20 protein-coding genes are annotated in these 24619 nt (G+C 68.6%); 13 read left to right on the top strand and 7 right to left on the bottom strand.

All coding sequences use genetic code 11. The features are described from left to right. Positions 1-96: 96 nt before the first annotated feature. The 5 genes from HWX09_RS08330 to HWX09_RS08310 form a co-directional block, all read right to left on the bottom strand. A complete protein-coding gene (locus tag HWX09_RS08330) occupies positions 97-1569 on the bottom strand; it encodes an NAD-dependent succinate-semialdehyde dehydrogenase (protein WP_027786610.1) in 1473 nt (490 codons plus the stop codon). A 109-nt stretch (positions 1570-1678) separates the two neighbouring features. After that, on the bottom strand, positions 1679-2170 hold the full coding sequence (locus tag HWX09_RS08325; RefSeq protein ID WP_027786611.1) for a winged helix-turn-helix transcriptional regulator: 492 nt from the start codon (positions 2168-2170) through the stop codon (positions 1679-1681). 85 nt (positions 2171-2255) lie between these two features. Beyond that, a complete protein-coding gene (locus HWX09_RS08320) occupies positions 2256-3656 on the bottom strand; it encodes an aspartate aminotransferase family protein (protein WP_027786612.1) in 1401 nt (466 codons plus the stop codon). A gap of 160 nt (positions 3657-3816) precedes the next feature. Further along, positions 3817-4743: a glyoxylate/hydroxypyruvate reductase A gene (locus HWX09_RS08315; RefSeq protein ID WP_027786613.1), complete on the bottom strand. Its 927-nt coding sequence runs from the start codon at positions 4741-4743 to the stop codon at positions 3817-3819. A 12-nt stretch (positions 4744-4755) separates the two neighbouring features. After that, positions 4756-5616, bottom strand: coding sequence for a GNAT family N-acetyltransferase (locus HWX09_RS08310; RefSeq protein WP_027786614.1), 861 nt, complete (start codon positions 5614-5616; stop codon positions 4756-4758). A 462-nt stretch (positions 5617-6078) separates the two neighbouring features. On the opposite strand from HWX09_RS08310, the gene HWX09_RS08305 reads away from it, so the two are divergent. From HWX09_RS08305 to HWX09_RS08250, 12 genes are all read left to right on the top strand, one after another. Next, positions 6079-6747: a haloacid dehalogenase type II gene (locus HWX09_RS08305; protein WP_027786616.1), complete on the top strand. Its 669-nt coding sequence runs from the start codon at positions 6079-6081 to the stop codon at positions 6745-6747. Positions 6748-7203: 456 nt separating this feature from the next. Further along, the gene (locus tag HWX09_RS08300) at positions 7204-8787 is read left to right on the top strand and encodes an ABC transporter substrate-binding protein (RefSeq protein WP_027786617.1); all 1584 of its coding nucleotides are present in this window, start codon (positions 7204-7206) and stop codon (positions 8785-8787) included. A 79-nt stretch (positions 8788-8866) separates the two neighbouring features. Beyond that, positions 8867-9820 carry an ABC transporter permease gene (locus HWX09_RS08295; RefSeq protein ID WP_027786618.1) on the top strand — a complete coding sequence of 318 codons (954 nt, stop codon included), beginning with the start codon at positions 8867-8869 and terminating at the stop codon, positions 9818-9820. Positions 9821-9851: 31 nt separating this feature from the next. After that, positions 9852-10811 carry an ABC transporter permease gene (locus tag HWX09_RS08290; RefSeq protein WP_027786619.1) on the top strand — a complete coding sequence of 320 codons (960 nt, stop codon included), beginning with the start codon at positions 9852-9854 and terminating at the stop codon, positions 10809-10811. Further along, positions 10811-12679, top strand: coding sequence for an ABC transporter ATP-binding protein (locus HWX09_RS08285; RefSeq protein ID WP_027786620.1), 1869 nt, complete (start codon positions 10811-10813; stop codon positions 12677-12679). Before HWX09_RS08290 ends, HWX09_RS08285 begins: the two co-directional genes overlap by 1 nt. A 138-nt stretch (positions 12680-12817) precedes the next feature. Further along, positions 12818-14152, top strand: coding sequence for an FAD-binding oxidoreductase (locus HWX09_RS08280; protein WP_175888564.1), 1335 nt, complete (start codon positions 12818-12820; stop codon positions 14150-14152). Positions 14153-14175: 23 nt separating this feature from the next. Further along, entirely contained in the window at positions 14176-14607 is a 432-nt protein-coding gene (locus HWX09_RS08275; RefSeq protein ID WP_027786622.1) for an AraC family transcriptional regulator, read from the top strand. A 120-nt stretch (positions 14608-14727) separates the two neighbouring features. Beyond that, positions 14728-15462: a cupin domain-containing protein gene (locus HWX09_RS08270; protein WP_027786623.1), complete on the top strand. Its 735-nt coding sequence runs from the start codon at positions 14728-14730 to the stop codon at positions 15460-15462. A 2-nt stretch (positions 15463-15464) separates the two neighbouring features. Next, positions 15465-16790, top strand: coding sequence for an FAD-binding oxidoreductase (locus HWX09_RS08265; RefSeq protein ID WP_027786624.1), 1326 nt, complete (start codon positions 15465-15467; stop codon positions 16788-16790). 140 nt (positions 16791-16930) lie between these two features. Continuing rightward, complete coding sequence (locus tag HWX09_RS08260; RefSeq protein ID WP_027786625.1) at positions 16931-18388, top strand: aldehyde dehydrogenase family protein; 1458 nt, start codon at positions 16931-16933, stop codon at positions 18386-18388. Positions 18389-18453: 65 nt separating this feature from the next. Continuing rightward, positions 18454-19641, top strand: coding sequence for a M20 aminoacylase family protein (locus tag HWX09_RS08255; protein WP_027786626.1), 1188 nt, complete (start codon positions 18454-18456; stop codon positions 19639-19641). Between the two features lie 194 nt (positions 19642-19835). Beyond that, the gene (locus HWX09_RS08250; protein ID WP_027786627.1) at positions 19836-20738 is read left to right on the top strand and encodes a GNAT family N-acetyltransferase; all 903 of its coding nucleotides are present in this window, start codon (positions 19836-19838) and stop codon (positions 20736-20738) included. A gap of 81 nt (positions 20739-20819) precedes the next feature. On the opposite strand, the gene HWX09_RS08245 is transcribed toward HWX09_RS08250, so the two are convergent. Continuing rightward, a complete protein-coding gene (locus HWX09_RS08245; protein ID WP_027786628.1) occupies positions 20820-21683 on the bottom strand; it encodes an NmrA family NAD(P)-binding protein in 864 nt (287 codons plus the stop codon). Positions 21684-21793: 110 nt separating this feature from the next. On the opposite strand from HWX09_RS08245, the gene HWX09_RS08240 reads away from it, so the two are divergent. After that, on the top strand, positions 21794-22693 hold the full coding sequence (locus HWX09_RS08240; RefSeq protein WP_027786629.1) for a LysR family transcriptional regulator: 900 nt from the start codon (positions 21794-21796) through the stop codon (positions 22691-22693). Positions 22694-22806: 113 nt separating this feature from the next. On the opposite strand, the gene HWX09_RS08235 is transcribed toward HWX09_RS08240, so the two are convergent. Next, positions 22807-24327 carry a GGDEF domain-containing protein gene (locus tag HWX09_RS08235; RefSeq protein ID WP_027786630.1) on the bottom strand — a complete coding sequence of 507 codons (1521 nt, stop codon included), beginning with the start codon at positions 24325-24327 and terminating at the stop codon, positions 22807-22809. Between the last annotated feature and the right edge of the window lie 292 nt (positions 24328-24619).

Raw genomic sequence — 24619 nt, 5'->3', positions numbered from 1 at the left:
ACGTCAGCACCGACCGCTTCGTCGCGCCCGAATCCGTAAGGCATGCCGGCGGGAGCGGCACGCCCGACGGGAAATCGAACGCGCGGCGACACCGGTTCAGTCGAGCCCGCCTTGGCACAGATACTTGATCGACAGATAATCGTCGAGGCCGTAGCGCGAGCCCTCGCGACCATAGCCCGATTCCTTCACGCCGCCGAACGGCGCGGCCTCGCTCGCGAGCGCGCCTTCGTTGATCCCGACGATCCCCGTTTCGAGCCGCGCCGACACGCGCGCGATGCGCCGCACGTCCTGCGTGTAGAAATAGGCGGCGAGTCCGAACGGCGTGTCGTTCGCGGCGTCGACGGCGTCGTCCTCGGACTCGAAGCGAAACAGCGCGGCGACCGGGCCGAAGGTTTCCTCGCAGGTGAGCCGCATGTCGGCGGTGGCGTCGGCGAGCACCGTCGGCGCGTAATAGTTCGGCCCGAGTTCGGTCAGGCGCTGGCCGCCCGTCAGCACGCGTGCGCCGCGTTCGACGGCATCGCCGACGTGGCGCGCGATCTTGTCGACCGCACGCGCGTTGATCATCGGGCCGATCTGCGCGGCCGGGTCGGTCGCCGGCGCGACCTTCAGCGCGGCGACGCGCGCCGCGAGCTTCGCGGCGAATGCGTCGTAGACGCCGGCCTGCACGTACACGCGATTCGGCGACACGCACGTTTGCCCGCCGTTGCGGAACTTGGCGGCCATCAGCCCGTCGACCGCGGCATCGAGCTCGGCGTCGTCGAACACGATGAACGGCGCATTGCCGCCGAGCTCCAGCGACAGCTTCTTCAACGTCGCCGCGGATTCGCGCGCGAGCAGCTTGCCGACGGGCGTCGAGCCGGTGAACGTGATCTTGCGCACGCGGCCGTCGGCGAGCCAGTCGGCGGCGGCGTCGATGCCGCGTTCGCGCGACGCGGCGATCAGGTTCAGCACGCCGGGCGGCACGCCGGCTTCCTGCGCGAGAAACGCGAGCGCGAGCGCGGTCAGCGGCGTGTCCTCCGCCGGCTTCGCGACGACCGTGCAGCCGGCCGCGAGCGCGGGAGCGATCTTGCGCGCGATCATCGCGAGCGGAAAATTCCACGGCGTGATCGCGGCGACGACGCCGATCGGTTCCTTCACCGCACTCAGCCGCTTGCCGCGCTGCTGCTGCGGGATCAGGTCGCCGTACGTGCGCGTCGCTTCCTCCGCGAACCACAGCACGTACGACGCACCGTACGCGACTTCGCCGCGCGCTTCGGCAAGCGGCTTGCCCTGTTCGCGCGACATCAGCTTCGCCAGATCGTCGGTGTGGGCGATGATCGCCGCATGCCATGCACGCAGGATCGCGGCCCGTTCGCGCGCGGGCGTCGCGCGCCATGCGGGCAGCGCGCGTGCCGCGGTGTCGGTTGCCGCGCGTGCGTCGGCGGCGCCGCTGTCGGGTGCGTGGGCAACGGTCTCGAGCGTGGCCGGATCGGTGACGGCGAAGCGGCGGCCGTCGAGCGCATCGCGCCAGGCGCCGTCGATCAGATTGGCGGTGCGAACGAGTTCGGTTCGGGACAGCGTAAGCGGCATGACAGGTCCTTGAATGAAGCGGTTCGGCGACGACGGCGGCGCGGCGCGGGCGCGACTCCGCCCACGCGGACAGCCGGCTGCCGCGTGACGGAGCGACGCACGCCGAGTATCAGTGGCGTTCGCCGAACAGCGATTCGAGCGGGTAGTGCCGTTTGACGAACGGCGACTTGATGATCACGTAACTGAAATACTTCTCGATGCCGATGTTCTGCTCGAGCAGCCCTTCGACGATCGTCTGGTAATGGCTCACGCTGCGCGTGATGAACTTCAGCAGGTAGTCGTAGCCGCCGCTCGCGAGGTGGCATTCGACGATCTCGTCGACGTTGCGGATCGCCGCGACGAAACGCTCGAAATCCTCGCGCCGGTGGTCGGCCAGCGTGACCTCCGTAAACACGACCTGCACGTCGCCGAGTTTCTCGAGCTGGATGTGCGCGCCGTAGCCGCCGATGTAGCCGGCCTTCTCGAGCCGCTTCACGCGGATCAGGCATGGACTGGGCGACAGCCCGACCGCATCGGCCAGCTCGACGTTGGTCATGCGGCCGCGCTTTTGCAACTGGGAGAGGATGCGCAGGTCGATGCGATCCAGCTTGCTGTCCGTCATGTTCACGTGAAAGGGCAAAAATGGAATGTCCGGTTACTTTAGAGTCGAACGATGGCGGCCACAAGCCCGGCTTTCCCTTGGCCTGTCAGGCCGGCTGCGCGTGCGCGGCGTCGAGCGCACGCTGCACGCCCGGGTCGGCCAGCACGTCGTCGAGCGTCTTGCGCAAGCGTTCGAACAGCAGGTCGAACTCGCCCGCGGTGAAACTCAGGGCCGGCGCGAAGCCGAGCACGCCGTCGCCGAACGCGCGAAACACCACGCCGTTCGCGTACGCGGCGGCCGCGATCCTGTCCGGCACGTTCAGCGCCGCGTCGAAGCGCGTCTTGCGGGTCTTGTCGGTCACCAGTTCGAGTGCGCCGAGCAGGCCGACCGAACGTGCGTCGCCGACGAGCGGATGCGCGCGCAGTGCGTCGAGCCCCGCGGCGAAGCGCGGCGCCATCGCCTGGCCGTTCGCGAGCAACCCGCCTTCGTGATAGAGCTTCAGCACCTCGAGGCCGATCGCCGCGCTGACCGGGTGCGCGGAATACGTATAGCCGTGGCCGACCACGGGCGCATCGGCGTGCTGGCCCGCGATCCCTTCGTAGATCTCGTCGGACATCAGCACCGCGCCCATCGGCGCATAGCCGGCGGTCAGGCCTTTCGCGACGGTCATCAGGTCCGGATCGACCTGCTCGGCCTCGCATGCGAACAGCGGGCCCGTGCGGCCGAAGCCGGTGATCACCTCGTCGGCGACGAACAGGATGCCGAGGCGCCGGCACGCGTCGCGCATCGCCTTCAGCCAGCCGGCCGGCGGCACGATCACGCCGCCGGAACCCTGCACCGGTTCGCAGAAGAAGGCGGCGACGTTGTCCGCGCCGAGTTCGGCGACCTTCGCTTCGAGCGCGGCGACCGACGCGGCGATCAGCGCCTGCGGATCGTCGCCGAGCGGATGGCGGTACGGGTAGGGCGACGGAATATGGTGCTGGTCCGCGCGCGGCAGGTCGAAATGACGGTGGAACGCCGGCAGCGCGGTGAGGCCGGCGCCGATCGACGACGAGCCGTGATAGCCGCGTTCGAGCGCGATCATCTGCTTTTTCGACGGGCGGCCGGTGGCGTTGAAATAGTGCGTGATGAAACGCACCGCCGAGTCGACCGCGTCCGAGCCGCCGAGCGTGAAGTACACGCGGTTCAGCGACGGCGGGGCGAGCGCGGCGAGCCGTTCGGCGAGTTCGATCGCCGGCTGCGAGCCGAAATGGAAATAACCGGTCGCGTAAGGCAGCTTCGCCATCTGGTCGGCGGCGGCTTTCACGATGCTGTCGCGGCCGTAGCCGACGTTCACGCACCACAGGCCCGAGAACGCGTCGAGTAGCGTGTGGCCCGCGGCGTCGCGCAGGAACACGCCGTCCGCGGATTCCAGCACGGTGACGCCGCGCGCCTCGTGCGCACGGTAATTGACGACGGGGTGGATCAGGTGTTGACGATCGGCTTCGATCAGCGCGGCTTGGTTCATGGGAGGGCGGGACTCTCGTCAGGTGTCAGCGGTGAGTTCATGCTACCGGGCGAGACATTCGCATGCGTCTTCAATTTGCGGTCCGAAACGTATGCGCGCGGCGTTTGTGCGGGGCGCTTCGGCATTTTCTGCTGCGTGTCCGGCGGGCCGGGCATACACGTCAGTAGCCGCGTGCGCGATCGACGACGCCGATCATCGGCTGGCCCGCGCGATGGCGAGCGAGGTTCGCGAGCACCGCGTCGACCGCGGTGTCGGGCCGCGTCGCGCTGGCGATGTGCGGCGTGATGCGAATGCGCGGATGCGTCCAGAACGGATGTCCGGCCGGCAGCGGTTCGGGATCCGTCACGTCGAGGATCGCGCTGTCGATGCGGCCGCTCGCGAGCGCGGCGAGCAGCGCCGCCGAATCGAGCTGCGGGCCGCGCCCGACCTGCACGAGCGACGCGCCGGCCGGCAGCGCGTCGAACACGCGCGCGCCGAGCAGGCCGCGCGTGCCGTCGGTCAGTGGCAGCAGGCAGATCAGGATGTCGGTGCGGGCGAGGAACGCGTCGAGCGCCGCGTCGCCTGCATGGCAGTCGACGCCGTCGAGCGTGCGCGGCGTGCGGCTCCAGCCGGCGCACGGGAAACCGAAGCGCCGCAGCGTGTCGAGCACCGCCTGGCCGAGCGTGCCGAGCCCGAGCACGCCGACGCGCCGCGACGCGGCCGCGCGCACGGGCCGCTCGCGCCACGTCCGGTCACGCTGCTGGGCCGCATAGTCGAACAGGTCGCGATGGATCGTCAGCACGGCCTGCGTCACGTATTCGACCATCCCTTCGACGATGCCCGGCTCGATCATCCGCACGACCGGGATGTGCGCGGGCACGCGCGACAGGTCGAACTGGTCGATGCCGGCGCCGACCGAGAACACGACTTCGAGATTCGGCAGCAGCGCGACCGGATCGTCCGGCGGCTGCCACGCGGCGAGATAGCGGACGGCTTCGGCGTCGCCGAGGTCTGGCCAGATCCGGAACGGCAGATCGGGCGCCTGTTGCGCGAAGCGCGCCGCCCACTGCGCGCCGCGCACCGGGTCGGCCTTGTAGAGAAAGCTCATCGTGCGTGCCGCTCAGCCGAGCGCCTGGTTCACGATCGCGAACGCGCGCAGCGTCGGGTCGCGCTCAGGCGCCGTGCCGCGCGCCATCGCGACGACGGTGTCGACGCGCGGCAGCCCGAGCCCCTGCAGCCAGTCGGACAGCCCGCTGTCGCCGGGCACGTCCAGCCGCACGAACATGCCCTCGTGCAGCGCGAGCCAGTGGCTGATCAGCGCTTGCGCGCGCAGCGCATCCGGCGCGATCACGGGGCCGATCACGTGGCCGCGGCCGAACCGGCGGAACAGCGCGAAGCCGAGCAGCTCGCCGTCGCGGTCGAGCGCGATCCCGTTCGCAACGTCAAGCAACGCTTCGATCACCGCACCGCGTTCGTAACCGGCCGCGCGCGACGCGAGCGCGGCGAGGCGCGGCCCGTCGTTGGTGCCGAGCGGGCGCAGGCGCTCGCCGGGCGGCAGCGAGATCAGCGGCGGCTGGAAGGCGGCGCCCTGGTGCTGATCGATGGTGCCGATCGCCTCGAAGCCGAACTTCACGTAGAGCGGTTCGCCGGACGGCGTCGCATGCAGGAAGATCGTGCGCGCCCCGAGGCTGTCGACGACGCGCGCGAGCAGCTCGCGCCCGATGCCGCGGCCCTGACGCTCGGGAGACACGATGACCATGCCGAGCGACGCGTGCGATTCGCCGAAGCGCCAGCCGAACGCGGTACCGACGACGCCGCTTTCGTCTTCGGCGACGAAGCCGCTGCCGAGCCGGAAGACGAAGCGCCAGTCGTCGAGCCGGTGCGGCCACTTGACCGCTTCCGACAGTCGATGGGCGGCGGGCAGGTCGGTTTCGGCGAACGTGCGATAGATGAGCGTGCGGGATGGGTTGAGGTCGGACACGCCGGACTCCGGATGGGTGGGAATGACCCGTTCACTCTGCCAGCGCGGTGGCGGCACGGATAGGACGATTCGCCTGTTTTCCGGCTGCGGCCGGCGCCCGCGGGACCCATGCAAACCCGCACGATCGGCACGAACGAACGCACCGACCGTGCCGGCGCGGCCGGTCGATCCGGCAACGCCTGCTGTGCGAATGCCACTACGATGAATGTACGGCGACGCCGCCTGCCGCCAGGCCGCGCCGGCAGGCGAGCCCGTCGCAGTGGCGCGGTGTTCGTCGGCCGGACCCGCCGCGCCACACCCGATCGCGCCGCAGATCGTGCTGCATGTGCCGCGCAACACGCGGCGATTCTGCGCTTTGAGCCGCGTCGAACGATGTGCGAACGACTTTTTGCCCTGATTCAATTTCAACCAACCCAGCCCGTCCCCGGCCCTGCCGGGGCTTCACACCGACAGGACGTCACCATGATCCAGTTTGAACCGAAGTTCATCACCTTCGACTGCTACGGCACGCTGACCCGTTTCCGGATGGCCGAGATGGCGCGCGAAGTCTATGCGGACCGGCTGTCGCCGGTCGCGATGGAGGAATTCGTGCGTGCGTTCGCCGCCTATCGGCTCGACGAGGTGCTCGGCGCATGGAAGCCGTACCGCGACGTCGTCGTCAACGCGATCCGCCGCACCTGCGCGCGGGTCGGCACGGCGTTCGACGAAGCCGAGGCCGAGCGCTTCTATCTGGCGGTGCCGACGTGGGGCCCGCACCCCGACGTGCCGGCCGGGTTGTCGCGGCTGGCTTCGAAGTACAAGCTCGTGATCCTGTCGAACGCAATGGACGACCAGATCATGAGCAACGTCGACAAGCTCGGCGCACCGTTTCATGCCGTCTTCACCGCGCAGCAGGCGCAATCGTACAAGCCGCGGATGCAGGGCTTCGAATACATGTTCGGCAAGCTCGGCTGCAAGCCGGAGGACGTGCTGCACGTGTCATCGAGCCTGCGCTACGACCTGATGACGGCCGAGGATCTCGGGATCAAGCACAAGGCATTCGTGAACCGCGGCCACGAGCCGGGCACGCCGTTCTACAACTATTACGAAGTGTCGGACATCGGCCATCTCGCGACGCAGCTCGGGCTGTAAGCGGCGCGTTTCTCCGGGGCGACGTCGCGCACGCCGTGCCGCCGCCGGTCGCGATCCCGGGGAAAACCCGCGCAAGCGGCAGGCTGCCGACGTCGCCACGTCGCCACGTCGCCACGTCGCCGCGTCGCGCAAGCCCTGCGCGCATTCGCGCCGCACGGTCGGGATGAACGCGTCGATGCCGGCGAACAATCCTCTGAACTTTCGCGCGTGCGTCGGCATGCGGGCGGCACCCGCCGGCGATTCCTGGCGCATGCAGCGAATCATGCTGCGCAGGCTACCCAAAACGGTCGATTCGTATCGTGAGGGTGCCTCGAATCGCGACAACCGGCATTTTGGCGATGCTTAAATGAATTGCATGTGCACGACGTCGCGCCCGCCACCAGCAAGCGGGCACGGCGAGATTGAACAACCACGCTGGACCCTTGGACCCACTTTCCACAGTCAGGAGCAGTTCGGATGAGCGACGATATCGACAATGGCGGCAAGGGCGGCTTCACGCGCCGCGACATGATGCGGGTCATGGCGGCGAGCGGCATGATGGCCGCCGGGGGCGGCGGGCTGCTGATGCATGCGCAGTCGGCATTCGCCGCGCCCGCGCCGAAGCGCGGCGGCAAGATCCGGGTCGCGAACGAATCCAGCTCGACAGCCGATACGCTGGATCCGGCCAAGGGCTCGACGGGTGCGGACTACATCCGCTTCTTCATGTTCTACAGCGGCCTCACGCAGCTCGACGCGAGCCTGACGCCGCAGATGAACCTCGCCGAGTCGCTGCAGACGGCAGATGCGAAGACGTGGATCATCAAGCTGCGCAAGGGCGTCACGTTCCACGACGGCAAGCCCGTCGGCCCGGCCGACGTGGTGTTTTCGCTGCTGCGTCACAAGAACGCGGCCACCGCGTCGAAGGTCAAGCCACTTGCCGACCAGTTCGCCGACGTGAAGGCGAGTGGCCCCGACGAAGTCACGTTGACGCTCGCCAGCGCGAACGCCGATCTGCCGGTCATCCTCGCGACGCCGCAGCTCGTGATCGTCAAGGATGGCACGACCGACTTCGCGACCGGCATCGGCTGCGGCCCGTACAAGCTCAAGTCGTTCAAGCCGGGCGTGTCGACCGTCGGCGTGCGCAACGACAGCTACTTCAAGCCGGGCATGCCGTATCTCGACGAGATCGAGCTGATCGGCATCAGCGACAGCGCCGCACGCCTGAACGCGCTGCTGTCGGGCGACGTGCACCTGATCAACGCGATCGACCCGCGTTCGACGCAGCGGGTCGCGTCGGCGTCCGGCTATGCGCTGAAGGAAACGAAGTCGGGGCTCTATACCGACCTGATCGCGCGCAGCGACAATCCGATCGTCTCGAATCCCGATTTCGTCGAAGGGATGAAGTACCTGTTCGATCGCGAGCAGATCCGCTCGGCGGTGTTCCGCGGCTACTCGGTGATCGGCAACGACCAGCCGATTCCGCCGGGGCATCGCTACTTCAACGCGTCGCTGCCGCAGCGGCCGCACGATCCGGACAAGGCGAAGTTCCTGTTGCAGAAGGCGGGGGCGCTCGGCGCCTCGCTGCCGCCGATCTATGCGACGTCCGACGCAAACGGGTCGATCGAAATGGCCGTGCTGCTGCAGCAGGCCGGCCAGAAGATCGGGCTGAACCTGCAGGTCAACCGCGCGTCGCCCGACGGCTACTGGTCGAACCACTGGATGAAGCACCCGCTCACCTTCGGCAACATCAACCCGCGCTCGAGCGCCGACGTGCTGTTCACGCAGTTCTTCAAGTCGGATGCGCCGTGGAACGAGTCGGGCTGGAAGAACGCGAAGTTCGACCAGTTGCTGCTCGCCGCGCGTTCGGAAACCGACGACGCGAAGCGCAAGCAGATGTACGGCGACATGCAGGTGATCGTGTCGCAGCAGGGCCGGGTCGGGATTCCGGCGTTCATCAGCTTCCTCGACGGATACGACAAGCGGCTCGCGGGCCTCGGTTCGATCCCGACCGGCGGGATGATGGGCTTCATGTTCGCCGAACACGTGTGGTGGAACGCATGACGTCGTTGCTGGCCGCCGTCGCGCGGCCGGTGCGGATCGCCGCGCCGGCCACGCGCGGTTTTTTGGGGAGTGCCGCTCCATGAACCGGATTCTCATCGGGCTGATCGGCCGGCGCATCGCAGTGACCGCGCTGACGCTGCTGATCGTGTCCGCGATCATCTTCACGATCACGAACCTGCTGCCCGGCGACGCCGCGCAAGCCGCGCTCGGTCAGTCGGCGACGCCGGAAACGGTCGCCGCGCTGCGCCAGCAGTTCGGCCTCGACTTGCCGGCGCACGTGCGTTACGTGCACTGGCTCGCCGGGCTGCTGCACGGCGATTTCGGCCGCTCGCTGTCCGGCGACATGCCGGTGTCGGAAATGATCGGAGGACGCCTGCCGAAGTCGCTCATGCTTGCGGCGATCACGACTGCCGTGTCGGTACCGATCGCGCTGCTGCTCGGGATCCTCGCGGCGGTCAAGCGCGAGTCGGCGATCGACCGCGCGATCAGTCTCGGCACGCTGTCGCTCGTCGCGACGCCGGAATTCCTGATCGCGACGGTCGCCGTGCTCGTGTTCGCGGTGAAGCTGCGCTGGCTGTCCGCGCTGTCGTACGGCGGCCCGATCGACAGCCTGCACGATTTCCTGCGGGCATATGCGATGCCGGTGCTGACGCTGTGCGCGGTCGTGATCGCGCAGATGGCGCGGATGACGCGCGCCGCGGTGATCGAGCAGTTGAGCGCGTCGTATGTCGAGATGGCCGTGCTCAAGGGCGCGAGCCCCGCACGCGTCGTGCTGCGCCATGCGCTGCCGAACGCGATCGGCCCGATCGCCAATGCGATCGCGTTGAGCCTGTCGTATCTGCTCGGCGGCGTGATCGTCGTCGAGACGATCTTCAACTATCCGGGTCTGGCGAGCCTGATGGTCGACGCCGTCAGCAACCGCGATTTCCCGTTGGTCCAGGCGTGCACGCTGATCTTCTGCGTCGCTTACCTGACGCTCGTGCTGTTCGCCGACCTGTGCTCGATCGTGTCGAATCCGCGACTGCGGACCTGAGCGCCCCCGTCCACCTTCCGAGATGCCGCCCATGCACCCGACCGACCCCGTTCATCGCAGCAGCGCGCTGCCGCCGTCAGGCGAACCGCGCTCGCCGTGGGGAGGCGCGACGCCGCCCGCCGCGCCGTCCCCCGACCAGCCGCGCAAGCGCCGCGGGGCACGCCTCGGACTGACCACCGGCGGCCGCGTCGGCCTGTCGATGGTCGGCCTGATGCTGTTCGTTGCGGTGTTCGCGCCGCTGCTCGCGCCGCACGACGTCGGCGCGATCGTCACGCCGGACGTGTTCGCGCCGTTCGGCGCGAAGCTGCCGTTCGGTTCCGACTTTCTCGGCCGCGACATGCTGAGCCGGATCCTGTACGGCACGCGGCTGACCGTGCTGCTCGCGCTGGCCGCGGTGCTGCTCGCCGCGGTGACCGGCACGACGCTCGGGCTGCTCGCGACCGTGTCGGGCCGCGCGGTCGACGAGACGATGAGCCGGCTGCTCGACGCACTCACGTCGATCCCGTCGAAGATGTTCGCGCTGATGTTCGTCGCCGCGTTCGGCTCGTCGCTGCCGCTGCTGGTCCTCACCGCCGCGGTCAGCTACATGCCCGGCTCGTACCGGATCGCGCGCGCGCTGGCGGTCAACATCAGCACGCTCGAATTCGTGCAGGTGGCGAAGGCGCGCGGCGAAAGCGCGCTGTACATCGCGTGCGTCGAGATGCTGCCGAACATGATCCACCCGATGCTGGCGGACACCGGGCTGCGCTTCACGTTCGTCGTGCTGCTGCTGAGCGGCCTGAGCTTTCTCGGGCTCGGCGTGCAGCCGCCGTATGCGGACCTCGGCTCGCTCGTGCGCGAGAACATCGCGAGCCTCGGCGACGGCTCGGCCGTCGCGATCATGCCCGCGGTCGCGATCGCGATCCTGACGGTGGGCGTCAACCTGATGATCGACGGTCTGCCGCATCGCGGCCGCCGCAAGGGCGCGGCCGGCGCCGCCGGAGGACGCTGATGCGACACGAATCGAACCCGCTCGTCGAAGTGCGCGGGCTGCGCGTGGTCGGCGGCCGGCCGGGCGGCGAGGAAACGACGATCGTCCACGGCGTCGACTTCGAGATCGGGCGCGGCGAGGTGCTCGCGCTGATCGGCGAATCGGGCTCCGGCAAGACGACGATCGCGCTGTCGCTGATGGGCCATGCGCGCACCGGATGCCGGATCGCCGGCGGCTCGGTGAAGCTCGACGGCACCGACGTGTGCACGCTGTCCGCGCAAGCGCTGACCGCGCTGCGCGGCCGCAAGGTCGCGTATATCGCGCAGAGCGCGGCCGCCGCCTTCAACCCGTCGCGCACGATTCTCGACCAGGTGATCGAGAGCGCGCTGATCCACAAGACGATGACGAAGCGCGACGCGCAAGCGAAGGCGATCGAGCTGTTTCGCGCGCTCGCGCTGCCGGAGCCGGAGACGATCGGCAAGCGCTATCCGCACCAGGTATCCGGCGGTCAGCTGCAGCGGCTGATGGCCGCGATGGCGCTGATCACCGATCCGGAGCTGGTGATCCTCGACGAGCCGACCACCGCGCTCGACGTGACCACGCAGATCGACGTGCTGCAGGCGTTCAAGAGCGTGATCCGGCGCTACGGGATGAGTGCGGTGTACGTATCGCACGACCTGGCCGTGGTCGCGCAGATGGCCGACCGGATCGTCGTGCTGAGCGACGGCGTGATCCGCGAGGCGGGCGACACCGAACAGATCCTCCATGCGCCGACGCACCCGTACACGCAGAGCCTGATCGCGGCGGTCACGCCGAACGATGCCGAACGCGACGCGCGAGCGGAACAACCGGCCGCGCCGGCGCCGCTGCTCGACGTGCGCGGCGCGATCGCGGGCTACGGCGGCCGCACCGCGAACGGCTGGCCCGCGAAGGTGATCCTGCATGAAGTCGACCTGCGCATCGGGCGCGGGCAGACGGTCGGCGTGATCGGCGAATCGGGCTCCGGCAAGACGACGCTCGCAAAGGTGATCGCGGGCCTCGTGCCGGCGACCGGCGGCGAGATCCTGCTCGACGGCGAGCCGCTCGCGCGCGATATCGGCAAGCGCACCAAGGAGCAGCATCGCCGCGTGCAGATCGTGTTCCAGAACGCCGATACCGCGCTCAACCCGGTGCATACCGTCGAGCGCACGCTCGCGCGACCGCTCGCGTTCTACCACGGGATCAAGGGCGCGCGTGCACGCCAGCGCGTCGCGGAACTGCTCGAACTCGTGCGGCTGCCGCCGGCGGTGGCCGCGCGGCGTACCGGCGAGCTGTCGGGCGGGCAGAAGCAGCGCGTGAACCTCGCGCGCGCGCTCGCGGCCGAGCCCGACCTGATCCTGTGCGACGAGGTCACGTCGGCGCTCGACACGGTCGTCGGCGCCGCGATCATCGAGTTGCTGCGCGACCTGCAGGCGAAGCTCGGCGTGTCGTACGTGTTCATCACGCACGACATCGCGAAGGTGCGCGCGATCAGCGACGACATCGTCGTGCTGTATGCGGGCCGCCGCGTGGAGACGGGCAGCCGCGACGCGCTGTGCGCGCCGCCTTATCACCCGTATTCGCACCTGCTGGTGTCGTCCGCGCCGGAACTGCGCGTGGGCTGGCTCGACGATGCGGCCGAGCGCTGTCACCGTCCGCTGGTGCCGATCGCCGCGGGCGCGGACGATGCCGGGCTGTGTCCGTTCCTGTCGCGCTGCGCGATGCGGGTGGACGGACTGTGCAACCGGACGGCGCCCGTGCTGCGCACGCTCGACAACGGCGCGCAGGTGCTGTGCCATCGCAGCGAGGAAGATCTCGTGCGCTTCCAGGCGGAGCCGGTGCCGGCCGGTGTCACGCCGGTGCAGCTGTAGTGCGCGGGCGCGAACCGTTCCTCGCGCGGTGCGGTGGACGGTGCACCGCATAGTCTGCTGAGACGGTCGCGCAAAACGGCAATTTGTGCGCGTGTCGTGCGCGAATACGCGGCAACCGCGGTTTGTGACGATGATTAAATGATTCCCATTGAACGGTCGCCGATCGTCATTGCCGGCATGCAAATGAAGGATCCAATGAAACTGGAATCGTACTGGCTGGATACCCGCCCCGCGTTTCGCGCCGGCAGCGTTGGCCCCGTCGAAGGGCGCGCCGACGTGGTCGTGATCGGCGGCGGCTTCACCGGCTTGTCGGCGGCGCTCGCGCTCGCGCAGCGCGGCGTATCGGTGGTCGTGCTCGAAGCCGCGCAGGTCGCCGGCGAAGCGTCGGGTCGCAACGGCGGCCAGTGCAATACCGGCGTGGCGCAGGACTACGCGTCGCTCGCCGCCCGTATCGGCGCCGAGCCCGCGAAGCAGTTCTATCGCGCGTACGAAAGCGCGGTGAAGAGCGTCGAGACGATCGTGACCGAACACACGATCGACTGCGACTTCCGGCGCGCGGGCAAGCTGAAGCTCGCCGCGAAACCGCAGCACTTCGCGGGGCTCGCGAAGACCTTCGACGCGTTGCGACGCGACGTCGATCCGGATATCGAACTGATCGAGCCGTCGCGGATCCGCGATGAAATCGCGTCCGACGGTTTTTACGGCGGACTTCTGCAGCGCAACGGCGCGCAGATGCACATGGGCAAGTTCGGCGTCGGGCTCGCGCAAGCGGCCGTGCGTGCCGGCGCGCGCGTCTACGAGCACGCGGCCGTCACGCAGATCGAGCGGCTCGACGGCGAGCGCCACACGGTCACGTGCACGCGCGGCACGCTCGTCGCCGACCGCGTGCTGGTCGCGACCGGCGCCTCGCAGCACGGGCCGTTCGCGTGGTTCCGGCGACGCATCGCGCCGGTCGGCAGCTTCATCGTCGTGACCGAGCCGCTGCCCGACGCGCAGTTGAACCGATTGTTTCCGCATCGCCGCGCGTATGTGACGTCGCGCCAGATCGGCAACTACTTCCGCGTGACGCCCGACAACCGGCTGCTGTTCGGCGGCCGCGCGCGTTTCGCGATGTCGAGCCCGCGCTCCGATGCAAAGAGCGGCGACGTCCTGCGCGCCGGCATGGCCGGCTATTTCCCCGAACTGGCCGGGGTGCGGCTCGACTACTGCTGGGGCGGTCTGGTCGACATCACCGCCGACCGGCTGCCGCGCGCGGGCCAGCACGACGGGCTCTATTACTCGATGGGCTACAGCGGCCACGGCGTGCAGATGTCGGTGCACATGGGCCGCGTGATGGCGGACGTGCTGTACGGCGCGGCCGCGTCGAACCCGTGGCGCGAACTCGACTGGCCGGCGATACCCGGCCATTTCGGGCACGCGTGGTTCCTGCCGCTCGTCGGCGCGTATTACCGGATGCAGGATTTCCTGCATTGAAGCGAGCGCCGGGAGAATTCGATATGACAGTGCAATTCGTTGGCTCGCCGCGTGTCGCGCGGCCCGTCTCGCCGGCGATCGGCGACGTGCTGCGCACGATCGACGCGTCGTTCGCGCAGCCGCTGAACCTCGATACGCTCGCGGCGGTGGCCGGGTTGAGCGTGTCGCGTTTCACCGCGCGTTTTCGCAGCGAAACCGGGCTGTCGCCGCACCGGTATCTGTGTCTCGTGCGGGTACGGCGGGCGCAGGACCTGTTGCGCGCCGGTCTCGCGCCGTCGGTCGTCGCGACCGACGTCGGCTTCTTCGATCAGAGCCATCTGTGCCGGCATTTCCGGCGTGTGCTCGGGATCACGCCGCGCGATTACGTGGTCGCCCGAACGGGCGGCGCATCGGTGCGAACGCCGTCGACGCGCCTGCGCGCCGAACGCCGCGATGCGTCGTGTCATGCGGCATAAGCGCACGCATGGACGTCATGCCCCGCTGAGGATTTTCCGGCAGAAGAGCCGGCGAACGACGATTTCCGATATCGCGTGACGACGTTGAAGCAGTCCGTCGCGCACTGCACAGGAGTAGAAATGACCGCAGTTTTCGTGTTGCACCGGGCCGACGGCGCACCGTCTTCCACCGCATTCAGCAAGCAGGCGTTCGGCGCGAGCGATCCGTTCGCGTCGCATCGCGAGATCGCATGGGAAGGCCCCGACGCGATGGCCGCCGGACGTATCGGTTTCGTGGGCGAGCTGGACGTGCCGAGCTTTCCGCACATCGAAACGCTCGTCGTCGTCGAAGGCGAGCTGACGCTCGAAGCGGTTGGGGCCGCACCGTTGGTCGTCGGCCCGGGGCAAGGCGCCGTCATCGGCTGCGGCACCGCACTGCGCGTCGCCGCGCAATCGCCGGTGCTACTGATGTTCTGCGCGGCAGCGTGCGCGAAACCGACGAAGCAGGGCCTCTTTGCGCTGCGCGCCGACGCGGATTTCAAACCGTCCGCGACGCTGCCGGCCGAGGTACTGCTCGGCCCCGCGCCGCAATGCCGCAGCGACAACGTGTTCACCGACGACGGCGCCGGGTACTGCGCGGGCACGTGGGATTCGACGCCGTATCACCGGATCGTGCGGCCGCATCGCGCCAACGAGTTCATGTTCCTGCTGGACGGCGGCGTGCGGTTCGCGGCGCCCGACGGCAGCGTGCTGTCGCTCGGTGCCGGCGATGCGCTGTTCGTGCCGCGCGGCGCGTCGATCGGATGGGAAAGCAGCGAACGCGTGGCGAAGTTCTACGTCATGCAGACCGTCGATACCACCGTGGAGCGAGACTGAACATGTCCCCTCCGCTGCGCCATATCGAAACCTTGTCCACGCCGCCGGCCGCGGCCGACGTCGTCGTGATCGGCGGCGGCATCATCGGCGTCTTCACCGCCTACTATCTGGCGCGCCGCGGCATCTCGGTCGCGCTCGTCGAGAAGGGGCGCATCGGCGCCGAACAGTCGAGCCGCAACTGGGGCTGGTGCCGGCAGCAGAACCGCGACGCGCGCGAGTTGCCGATGGCGAGCAAGAGCATCGATCTGTGGGAACGATTCGCCGCCGAATCCGGGGAAGACACGGGCTTTCATCGCTGCGGGCTGCTGTATCTCAGCAACGACGAGGCCGAACTGTCCCGCTGGGCCAACTGGGGCGAATTCGCGAAGACCGCGGGCGTGACCACGTACATGCTCGACAGCAAGCAGGCCGCCGAGCGCGGGCGCGCGACCGGCCGGCAGTGGAAGGGCGGCGTGTTCTCGCCGACCGACGGCACGGCCGATCCGGCGAAGGCCGCGCCGGCCGTGGCCGCCGCGCTGATGAAGCTGGGCGGCAGCGTCCACCAGCACTGCGCGGCGCGCGGCATCGAGCTCGAGGCCGGCCGCGTCGCCGGCGTCGTCACGGAGGCGGGCGTCATCAAGACCCGGACGGTCGTGATGGCCGGCGGCGCATGGGCGTCGTCGTTCTGCCGCCAGCTCGGCATCCGGTTTCCGCAGGCGTCGATCCGTCAGTCGATCCTGAGCGTGTCGCCGGTCGAGCATCCGCTGCCGGATGCGATGTATACGTCCGGCGTGTCCGTGACGCGCCGCAGCGACGGACGCTACGCGTTGGCGATCAGCGGCCGCGCGCGGGTGGACCTGACGCCGCAGTTCCTGCGCTTCGCGCCGCAATTCGTGCCGATGTTCGCGAAGCGCTGGCGCAATCTGCTGCCGGGCGGCCTCGAAGGCGTGCGTGGCGGCCATGAAACGTTGAAGCGCTGGCGCCTCGATGCGCCGACGCCGATGGAAGCGGTACGCATTCTCGATCCGAAGCCCGACATGCCGACGGTTGCCGAAACGTACCGCCGCGCGGCCGAACTGTTGCCGGAACTGCGCGACGCGACGATCACGCACGCATGGGCCGGGTTCGTCGACAGCACGCCGGACGGCGTGCCGGGCATCGGCGAAGTGCCGGGCGTGCCGGGGCTGATCCTCGCGGCGGGGTTTTCGGGGCACGGCTTCGGGATCGGGCCGGGCGCCGGGCACCTGATCGCCGATCTCGCGTCCGCGGCGCAACCGTTCGTCGACCCGGCGCCGTACCGGCCCGGCCGGTTCAGCGAGTCGGCATGGGGCAAGGTCGCGGATTTCTAGTGCAAGGCCGTCGCGCGGACGCGGCGCGCCGACCTCAACCCGTGGAAAGGTTTCGACTGGCCCGCGATTCCGGGCCGCTTCGGCAAACCCTGGTTCCTGCCGTTCGTCGGCGCCTGGTATCGACTCAAGGACCCGCTGCAATGAATTCACCTGTTGTTCGCCTAATGCAAGCCGGCCGGCTCGATCGCTTTTTCATCGACGGCGACTGGGTCATGCCGGACGGTCGCGACCGGTTCTCGGTCGTCAGTCCGTCCACCGAAGACACGCTGTGCGAGATCCCGCTCGGCAGCGCGCGCGACGCCGACCGCGCGGTGCGGGCCGCGCGCCACGCGTTCGAACGCTGGTCCGCGACGTCACCGCAGGAACGCGCTGCATTGCTCGACCGCGTGCATGCGCTGATGCTGGAGCGCGCCGAGCTGTTCTCGACCGCGCTCGCGCTGGAAATGGGCGCGCCGATCGGCTACGCACGCGGCGCGCACGTGCCGCTCGCGGCCGAACATATTCGCGTCGCGCGCGATAACCTCGCGCGCTACCCATTCGTCGAGCGGCGCGGGACGACCGCGGTCGTGCGCGAGCCGATCGGCGTGTGCGCACTGATCACGCCGTGGAACTGGCCGATCTATCAGATCACCGCGAAGGTCGGGCCGGCGCTCGCGGCCGGCTGTACGGTGGTGCTGAAGCCGAGCGAACTGTCGCCGCTCAGCGCGCTGCTGTTCGCGGAAGTCGTCGCCGACGCGGGCGTGCCCGCCGGCGTATTCAATCTCGTGAGCGGCAGCGGCGAAACGGTGGGCGCCGCGCTTTCGGCGCATCCGGAAGTCGACATGGTGTCGATCACCGGCTCGACGCGGGCCGGCGTGCTGGTGGCGCAGGCGGCGGCGCCGACCGTCAAGCGCGTCGCGCAGGAACTGGGGGGCAAGTCGCCGAACGTCGTGTTGCCGGATGCGGACCTGTCGCGCGCGGTCCCGCCGGGCGTGGCCGCCGCGTTCCGGAACATGGGGCAATCGTGCAGCGCGCCGACCCGCATGATCGTGCCGCGCGACGCGCTCGGCGCGGTCGAGGCACTGGCCGTCGCGGCGATGCAAACGCTCGTTGTCGGCGATCCGTTCGACGAGGCCACGACGCATGGGCCGCTCGCCAATCGCGCGCAGTTCGGTCGGGTCGCGCGGATGATCGACGCGGGCATCGACGAACGCGCGAAGCTGATCGCCGGCGGCCCCGGCCGGCCCGCGGGGCTCGACAAGGGCTTCTATGCGCGGCCGACGATTTTCTCCGATGTGCGCACCGACATGGCGATCGCGCAGCAGGAGATCTTCGGTCCGGTACTCGCGATCCTGCCTTACGACACCGTCGACGAAGCGGTCGCCATCGCGAACGACACGGTCTACGGGCTCGGCGCGCACGTGCAGGGCACCGACAAGGAACGCGCACGCGCGGTGGCCGCGCGCATCCGGGCAGGACAGGTGCATCTGAACTACCCTGCATGGGATCCTCAGGCGCCGTTCGGCGGGTACAAGCAGTCGGGCAACGGCCGCGAATACGGGGTCGAGGGGATGGAGGAGTACATGGAGGTCAAGTCCATCCTGGGTTTTTATGATTGATGCGGCCGTTGCGCGCGACGCAGCAGTCGCGATTTGAACCGGTTTGCTTAGCAAGGGTGCCGAGAGTGGAAAACGCCATCATCCCCGACGCGTCGCTGGACGCGCATCACGCGCACTGGGCGACACTGCGCCGCGACCTGCACGCGCATCCCGAGTTGCGATTCGAGGAACACCGGACGGCCGACGTCGTCGCCCGCGAGCTCGAAGCGCTCGGCTACGCGGTGTCGCGCGGGCTGGGCGGCACGGGCGTCGTCGCGAGCCTGCCCGGCGCGGATCCGCGCCGCGGCATCGTGCTGCGCGCCGATCTGGACGCATTGCCGATCCACGAAGCGAACGACTTCGCGCACGCATCGTGCACGCACGGGATCATGCATGCGTGCGGCCATGACGGCCATACCGTGATGTTGCTCGGCGCCGCACGCGTACTGAAGGCGCTGCCGCAGTTGCCCGGCGCCGTCCATTTCGTGTTTCAGCCGGGCGAGGAGGGCGGCGCGGGCGCGCGCAGGATGATCGACGACGGGCTGTTCGAGCAATACCCGACGGAAGCGGTATTCGGCATGCACAACTGGCCCGGTCTGCCGGCCGGGCATTTCGGGTTGCGTACGGGCCCGATCATGGCCGCGGGCTGCCGCTTCAGGATCACGGTGACGGGCAAGGGCGCGCATGCGGCACAGCCGCATCTGGGCATCGATCCGGTGCCGCTCGCGTGCTCGATGGTGCTGCAGTGTCAGACCATCGCCGCACGGCACAAGGACCCCGTCGACCCGGCCGTCATTTCCGTCTGCATGTTCCATGCGGGCACGACGGACAACGTGATTCCCGACACAGCCGAGCTGCGCGGCACGATCCGCACGCTGTCGTCGGCATTGCAGCAGAAGCTGCAGCGCGACGTCCGGCTCGCGTGCGAGGGGCTCGCGGGGGCCTATGGCGCGCAGGTCGACGTGGAGTTTTTTCAGTACTACCCGGCGACGGTCAACACGCCGGCCGAGACGGCGCTGTGCGAAGCGGTGATTCGCGACACGTTCGGCGACGCGCGCGTTGAGCGCGACGTGCCGCCGAACATGACGTCCGAAGACTTCGGCTTCATGCTGGAGGAGCGGCCGGGCGCTTACGTGCTGATCGGCAATGCGCAGGACGGCGCGAGCGCGCCGGCACTGCACCACCCGAAATACGACTTCAACGACGACATCATTCCGGCCGGCGTCCGGTATTGGGTCGCGCTGGCGCAGCGTTACTTCACGCGATCGCCGTGATGGGTCGGGGCGGTGTTGAAACCGGTCGACGTCGGGTTGATCGGGCGTCGGGTCCGGGAAAGGCGTTCTTCCGGGTGGTCGGGTACCCATGCCAGCCGGGGAGAGCCGTGCAATTCGTCGCCGCTTCGACGTGATCGCCGCGTATTTTTCAGCGTGCCGTGTCGCACGAAAACACTATTTGGAAGGATTCCTTGATGAAACAGGAACATGAAGTGAAGGCGCACGGCGCGACGTCGGCGCTTCGCTACCGGGGATTCACCGCGGCGGACGTCACCGCTGCCCATGCCCTTACCACGGCGCTTCGCTGGCCGTTCAGGGTGGAAGACTGGCAGTTCTCCGCCGACACGTCGACCGCGTTCGCGGCCGAGGAAGACGGCGTGGTCATCGGCACGGCGATGTGCTGGAAGTTCGGTGCGGATCGCGCGGCGATCGGGCATGTGATCGTCTCCGACGCGCATCAGGGCCGGGGAATCGGCCGCAAACTGATGGAGACGCTCCTCGACGAACTGGGGCCGCGCATCACGTTTCTGCACGCGACGCCGGCCGGTCGGCCGCTCTACGAGAAACTGGGATTCAGCGTGTGCGGATCGCTGGGCCAATATCAGGGCAATGTCGATCGGCCCGCCGCGGTTGCCGTGCCCGACGGCGAGCGGCTGCGTGCCGGTTCGCCGGCGGACTGGCCGCGCCTGATCGAACTCGACGCACGGGCTTCCGGCCTCGAGCGCGAAGCGCTGTTGTCCGCGTTGCTGAAGCGGGGCGAAAGCGTCGTGCTCGAACGCGACGGCGAGGTCGTCGGGTTTTCGGTGCTGCGGCGCTTCGGTCGCGGATACGTGATCGGTCCGGTGGTCGCGCCGCGTTCGGGCGACGATGCGCGTGCGAAGGCGCTGATCGGCTATTGGCTGACGAAACGAGACGGCGAATTCGTTCGTATCGACGTGCCTTCCGGGAGCAGTCTGCCGGCGTGGCTGAGCGAGCAGGGATTGAAACAGGTGGATACCTGTTCGAAGATGGTTCGCAACGCGCCGGCCGCGGCACACGAGGGCCCGGCCGACCCGGCCTTCGGACTGTACGCGTTGATCAGTCAGGCCATGCTGTAAACCCCGGCCGCGCACGGCGGCCGGTTCTTCCAGGGCGGCTGCCCGCCCAGCCACCGTCGGCATGAACGCGCGCCATCGCGCTCAGCGCACAAGCGCGGCCGCGAAGTCGCGATACGTCCGCAGCGGGCGGCCGAGGATCGCGGTCAGCCGCTCGACGTCGCCGGCCTCCGGCACCATGCCGTCGCTGACGTAGCGTTCGGCCATCAGCCGCATTTCGTAGGCCATCCATTTCGGCATGAACTGAGCCAGATTGCTTTCGAACGGCGTCGGATCGTCGCCGCCATACGCAACCGGGCGGCCGAGCGTTTCCGACCAGATCGACGCCAGTTGCGCGCCCGTCAACGTGTCGGGACCGACCAGGTTGAGGGTGTCGACCGGCAGCTTGCCGGGCGCGTCGTGGCGGCGGATCAATTCGATCGCCGCGACTTCCGCGATGTCGCGCACGTCGACCATCGCGGCGCCCTTGCCGCCGATCGGCACCGGATAGACGCCGTGCCCGACGATCACGTCCTTGACCATCGATTCGTTGTCCATGAAATATGCGGCGCGCAGGATCGTCGCGCTGAAGCCCATCTGCTCGATCATCCGCTCCGCGCCGAATTTCACCGCGAGGTGCGGCACGTTCACGAAGCGGTCGGCGTGGAGAACCGACAGATAGACGACGCGCTCGATGCCCGACTCGCGGGCCAGATTCAGCGCAATCAGCGCTTGCGTGAATTCGTCGCCCGCCACGGCGTTGAGCAGGAACAGCGTGCGGACGCCGGAGAATGCCGCCCGCAGCGCGTCGACGTCGAGCATGTCGCCCTGCGCGACGGTCACGCCCGCCGGAAAGTCGGCCTTGGCCGGATCGCGCACCAGCACGCGCACGTCGGCGCCGCGATCGACGAGTTGACGGACGACCTGGCGGCCCACACGGCCGGTGGCGCCGGTAACGAGAATGGTCATGATGTTCACTCCTGAAGTAACGGTTGGGTTGACTGCCTGCGTAAGTTAAGTGATCCACACACGATCCGGAAGATGTGATAAATAGACGTGTCGTCTCACTGGTGGAACACATGGACCTGCTTGCTCTCGCCGATTTCAACCTCGTCGCCCGCCATGGCAGCTTCGGGGAAGCCGCGCGGGTCGCGGATCGCCCAAAGGCGACGCTGTCGCGCCGCGTGGCGGAACTGGAGAACAGTCTGTCGTTGCGTCTGTTCGAACGCGGGTCGCGCGGCGTGAAGCTCACGCAGGAAGGACGCGCGCTCTACGAGCGGACGGGTGCTTTGCTCGCGGAGCTTGCCGACAGCGCGTCGGCGATCGCATCGGGGAGCGAGCGGCCGCGCGGCCGGCTGCGCATCAGCGCGCCGATGCTCTTTTCCCAGTTCGCGATGGGGAAGCTGGTGGCGACGTTCGCGCTGAAATACCCGGACGTCCGGCTGGAGGTGACGACCGAAGACCGGCCCGTCGACATGATCGAGGAAGGGTACGACCTCGTGATACGCGTGAACCCGGACCCGGACGAGAGCCTGATCGGGCGCGTGATCCTGCGCGACCGGCTGGTCGTCGTCGCGACGCCCGCGCTGGCGCGGCCTAGCGGCGACGCACCCGCACCGGCCGTGGTTCGCGGCGCGATCGGCACCCGCGCCGTATGGGAAATCGCGGGCCCGGCCGGGACGGCGCGCATACCGGTCGAACCCGTGGCGCGGCTGTCGTCGCTGGTCATGGTGCGCGATACGGTCCGCCTCGGCCTGGGCGTCGCGCGCCTGCCGGTATCGCTCGTGAGCCGCGACCTGGCCGCCGGCACGCTCGTCAGTTGGGGCGACGTGCCGGGGCCCGATATCGCCCTGTGGGCGCTGTATCCGTCCAGACGATTATTGAGCGCGCGCGTTTCCGCGTTTCTCGATCATCTGAAGGACGCGTTTCCATCGGGAAAGCCGGAAGAACTGGCTGCGTATATCGAACCCGGGCAGTGAAACGGCCGCGGTCGAGACAGCGCACGCGCGTCGCGGCCGCGATGTGCCGAGGGGGATGCCGTCGCAATCGGCAGGGGTGATTCCGCCTTCCATCCCGATTCGAACCGGGGCCTTCACGCCGGCTGTGCGACCGGCTCCGTCCGCGCGCAACACACGCGGTTCCTGCCTTCGCGCTTGGCGCGGTAGAGCGCCATGTCCGCCTGATGCGCGAGCGCGTGCACGGAAGCATGCCGCGCGCGCCGACCGGTTGCACAGCCGATGCTGACGGTGAAGGCCGGAACGGTTTCGGCAAACCCGTCGAGCCGGTTGCGTTCCACCTCGCGGCGAATCGCGTCGGCCACCTGCGCGGCGCCGTCTTCGTCCGTATCGGGCAACACCGCGACGAATTCCTCGCCGCCGTAGCGCGCGGCGAGGTCGCCGCGCCGCCGCGTATGCGCGCGGATGCATTCGGCGAGAAAGCGCAGCGCGGTGTCGCCCAGCGCGTGCCCGTGCCGGTCGTTGTACTGCTTGAAGTGATCGGCGTCGATGAACAGCACCGACAGGCTCCCGTCGCTGCCGCGTTGCAGCCGCTCCCATTCGTCGGCCAGCGCGGTATCGAGCGCGCGACGATTGTGCAGTCCGGTCAACGGATCGGTACGCGTGAGATCGGTCAGCAGCGTCTGCTTGCGGAAGTTGTCCCGCAATGCGAAGGCAAGCAGCCAGACCACCGCGCAGAACGATACGCCGATCACGGATGCCGACACGCCGACCGTCCACGACAGGCGCCGGATGCCGGCCAGCACGTCGCTTTCGGCCGGCGCGACGACCGCGATCAGCGGCGTGCCCGGTATCCGCTGGTACGTATACAACCGCACGGTGCCGTCGAGGCTCGAGCGCGCGGGATAGAAGCCCGATTCGCTGTTCACCATCCGCTTGAAGGATTTCGACAGACGCAGGCGGCTCATCTGGCCTTCGTTCAACGAAGGGTTTCTCGCGAGGATCGTGCCGTCCGCGCGCACGATCGCGCTGACCCCGTTCGGCCCGACGTCGAGACGGGACAGGAGCTGCTCGAAGTAAGCGAGATCGACGGCGACGACCGCGATCCCGTCGAACGCATGATCCGGCCGCTCGATGCGCCGCGACAGCGCGATGGATTCCTTGCCGTCGCGCGAGCGGGCGCGATAGGGCTGGGATACGTAGAGCCCGACGTTGTCCGCATCGCGATGAACCTTGAAGTAGTCGCGATCGCCGAAGTCCCACCGGTGGGTCGAGCTGCAGCACCCGTCGATCAGCCGGCCGTGCCGGTCGGTCACGCCCATGCCGGTCACGTATTGCGCCGCGGTGCGCTCGAACAGCAGGTCGTGCCGTAACCCGGCGTCCATGCGCTGCACGCCCGGCTTGCCGAGATCGGCCGCCAGCGCGACCAGCGCGGTGTTCGACGTTTCGACCGTCCTCGCGATCTGGCTCGCCAGTACGGCCGCGACGTTGCGCGACGTCTCATGTGCGTGCACGACGACTTCGCTGCGCGCGGCCCACAGCGTCACCGCGCTGATTCCGAGCGCCGCGAGCGACATCAGCGTGCCCAGCGCGCCGACGACGAACGGATTGCGTCCGGCCCAGTCGGCGATTTTCTCGATCGAAGTGAATGCGGGCATGCTCGCGCTCGTTGTGAGATGCCAGCTGCGATTGCGCCAGCGCGGATTCCAATCCCGGTTAACGGCACGGTTCAGGAAAAATCGAGGCCGGCATGGCCGCCCGTCGGCCACATCGGCATCGCGTGACGGCGCAAACGTGTGCGGTCACCCAGGCATGCGGCAATACGCCCGAACGCCATCCGGACACATGCGGCTCATGTTGATTGATAACCATCCTGCATCAATCGTTCCGAAAATCGCACTTATCGTTTGATCGATACCGCGCCAACATGCCGGAAAACGACAATCGACC

The sequence above is a fragment of the Burkholderia sp. BCC1208 genome, assembly GCF_902833095.1.
GTDB lineage: Bacteria > Pseudomonadota > Gammaproteobacteria > Burkholderiales > Burkholderiaceae > Burkholderia.
This window is presented reverse-complemented; position numbering and strand designations above follow the sequence as displayed.

Excerpts from the sequence above, each read along its gene's own strand:
- HWX09_RS08330 (WP_027786610.1), bottom strand. The coding sequence starts at position 1,569 with ATGCCGCTTACGCTGTCCCGAACCGAACTCGTTCGCACCGCCAATCTG.
- HWX09_RS08325 (WP_027786611.1), bottom strand. The coding sequence starts at position 2,170 with ATGACGGACAGCAAGCTGGATCGCATCGACCTGCGCATCCTCTCCCAG.
- HWX09_RS08320 (WP_027786612.1), bottom strand. The coding sequence starts at position 3,656 with ATGAACCAAGCCGCGCTGATCGAAGCCGATCGTCAACACCTGATCCAC.
- HWX09_RS08315 (WP_027786613.1), bottom strand. The coding sequence starts at position 4,743 with ATGAGCTTTCTCTACAAGGCCGACCCGGTGCGCGGCGCGCAGTGGGCG.
- HWX09_RS08305 (WP_027786616.1), top strand. The coding sequence starts at position 6,079 with ATGATCCAGTTTGAACCGAAGTTCATCACCTTCGACTGCTACGGCACG.
- HWX09_RS08300 (WP_027786617.1), top strand. The coding sequence starts at position 7,204 with ATGAGCGACGATATCGACAATGGCGGCAAGGGCGGCTTCACGCGCCGC.
- HWX09_RS08295 (WP_027786618.1), top strand. The coding sequence starts at position 8,867 with ATGAACCGGATTCTCATCGGGCTGATCGGCCGGCGCATCGCAGTGACC.
- HWX09_RS08290 (WP_027786619.1), top strand. The coding sequence starts at position 9,852 with ATGCACCCGACCGACCCCGTTCATCGCAGCAGCGCGCTGCCGCCGTCA.
- HWX09_RS08285 (WP_027786620.1), top strand. The coding sequence starts at position 10,811 with ATGCGACACGAATCGAACCCGCTCGTCGAAGTGCGCGGGCTGCGCGTG.
- HWX09_RS08280 (WP_175888564.1), top strand. The coding sequence starts at position 12,818 with ATGATTCCCATTGAACGGTCGCCGATCGTCATTGCCGGCATGCAAATG.
- HWX09_RS08275 (WP_027786622.1), top strand. The coding sequence starts at position 14,176 with ATGACAGTGCAATTCGTTGGCTCGCCGCGTGTCGCGCGGCCCGTCTCG.
- HWX09_RS08270 (WP_027786623.1), top strand. The coding sequence starts at position 14,728 with ATGACCGCAGTTTTCGTGTTGCACCGGGCCGACGGCGCACCGTCTTCC.
- HWX09_RS08265 (WP_027786624.1), top strand. The coding sequence starts at position 15,465 with ATGTCCCCTCCGCTGCGCCATATCGAAACCTTGTCCACGCCGCCGGCC.
- HWX09_RS08260 (WP_027786625.1), top strand. The coding sequence starts at position 16,931 with ATGAATTCACCTGTTGTTCGCCTAATGCAAGCCGGCCGGCTCGATCGC.
- HWX09_RS08250 (WP_027786627.1), top strand. The coding sequence starts at position 19,836 with ATGAAACAGGAACATGAAGTGAAGGCGCACGGCGCGACGTCGGCGCTT.
- HWX09_RS08245 (WP_027786628.1), bottom strand. The coding sequence starts at position 21,683 with ATGACCATTCTCGTTACCGGCGCCACCGGCCGTGTGGGCCGCCAGGTC.
- HWX09_RS08240 (WP_027786629.1), top strand. The coding sequence starts at position 21,794 with ATGGACCTGCTTGCTCTCGCCGATTTCAACCTCGTCGCCCGCCATGGC.
- HWX09_RS08235 (WP_027786630.1), bottom strand. The coding sequence starts at position 24,327 with ATGCCCGCATTCACTTCGATCGAGAAAATCGCCGACTGGGCCGGACGC.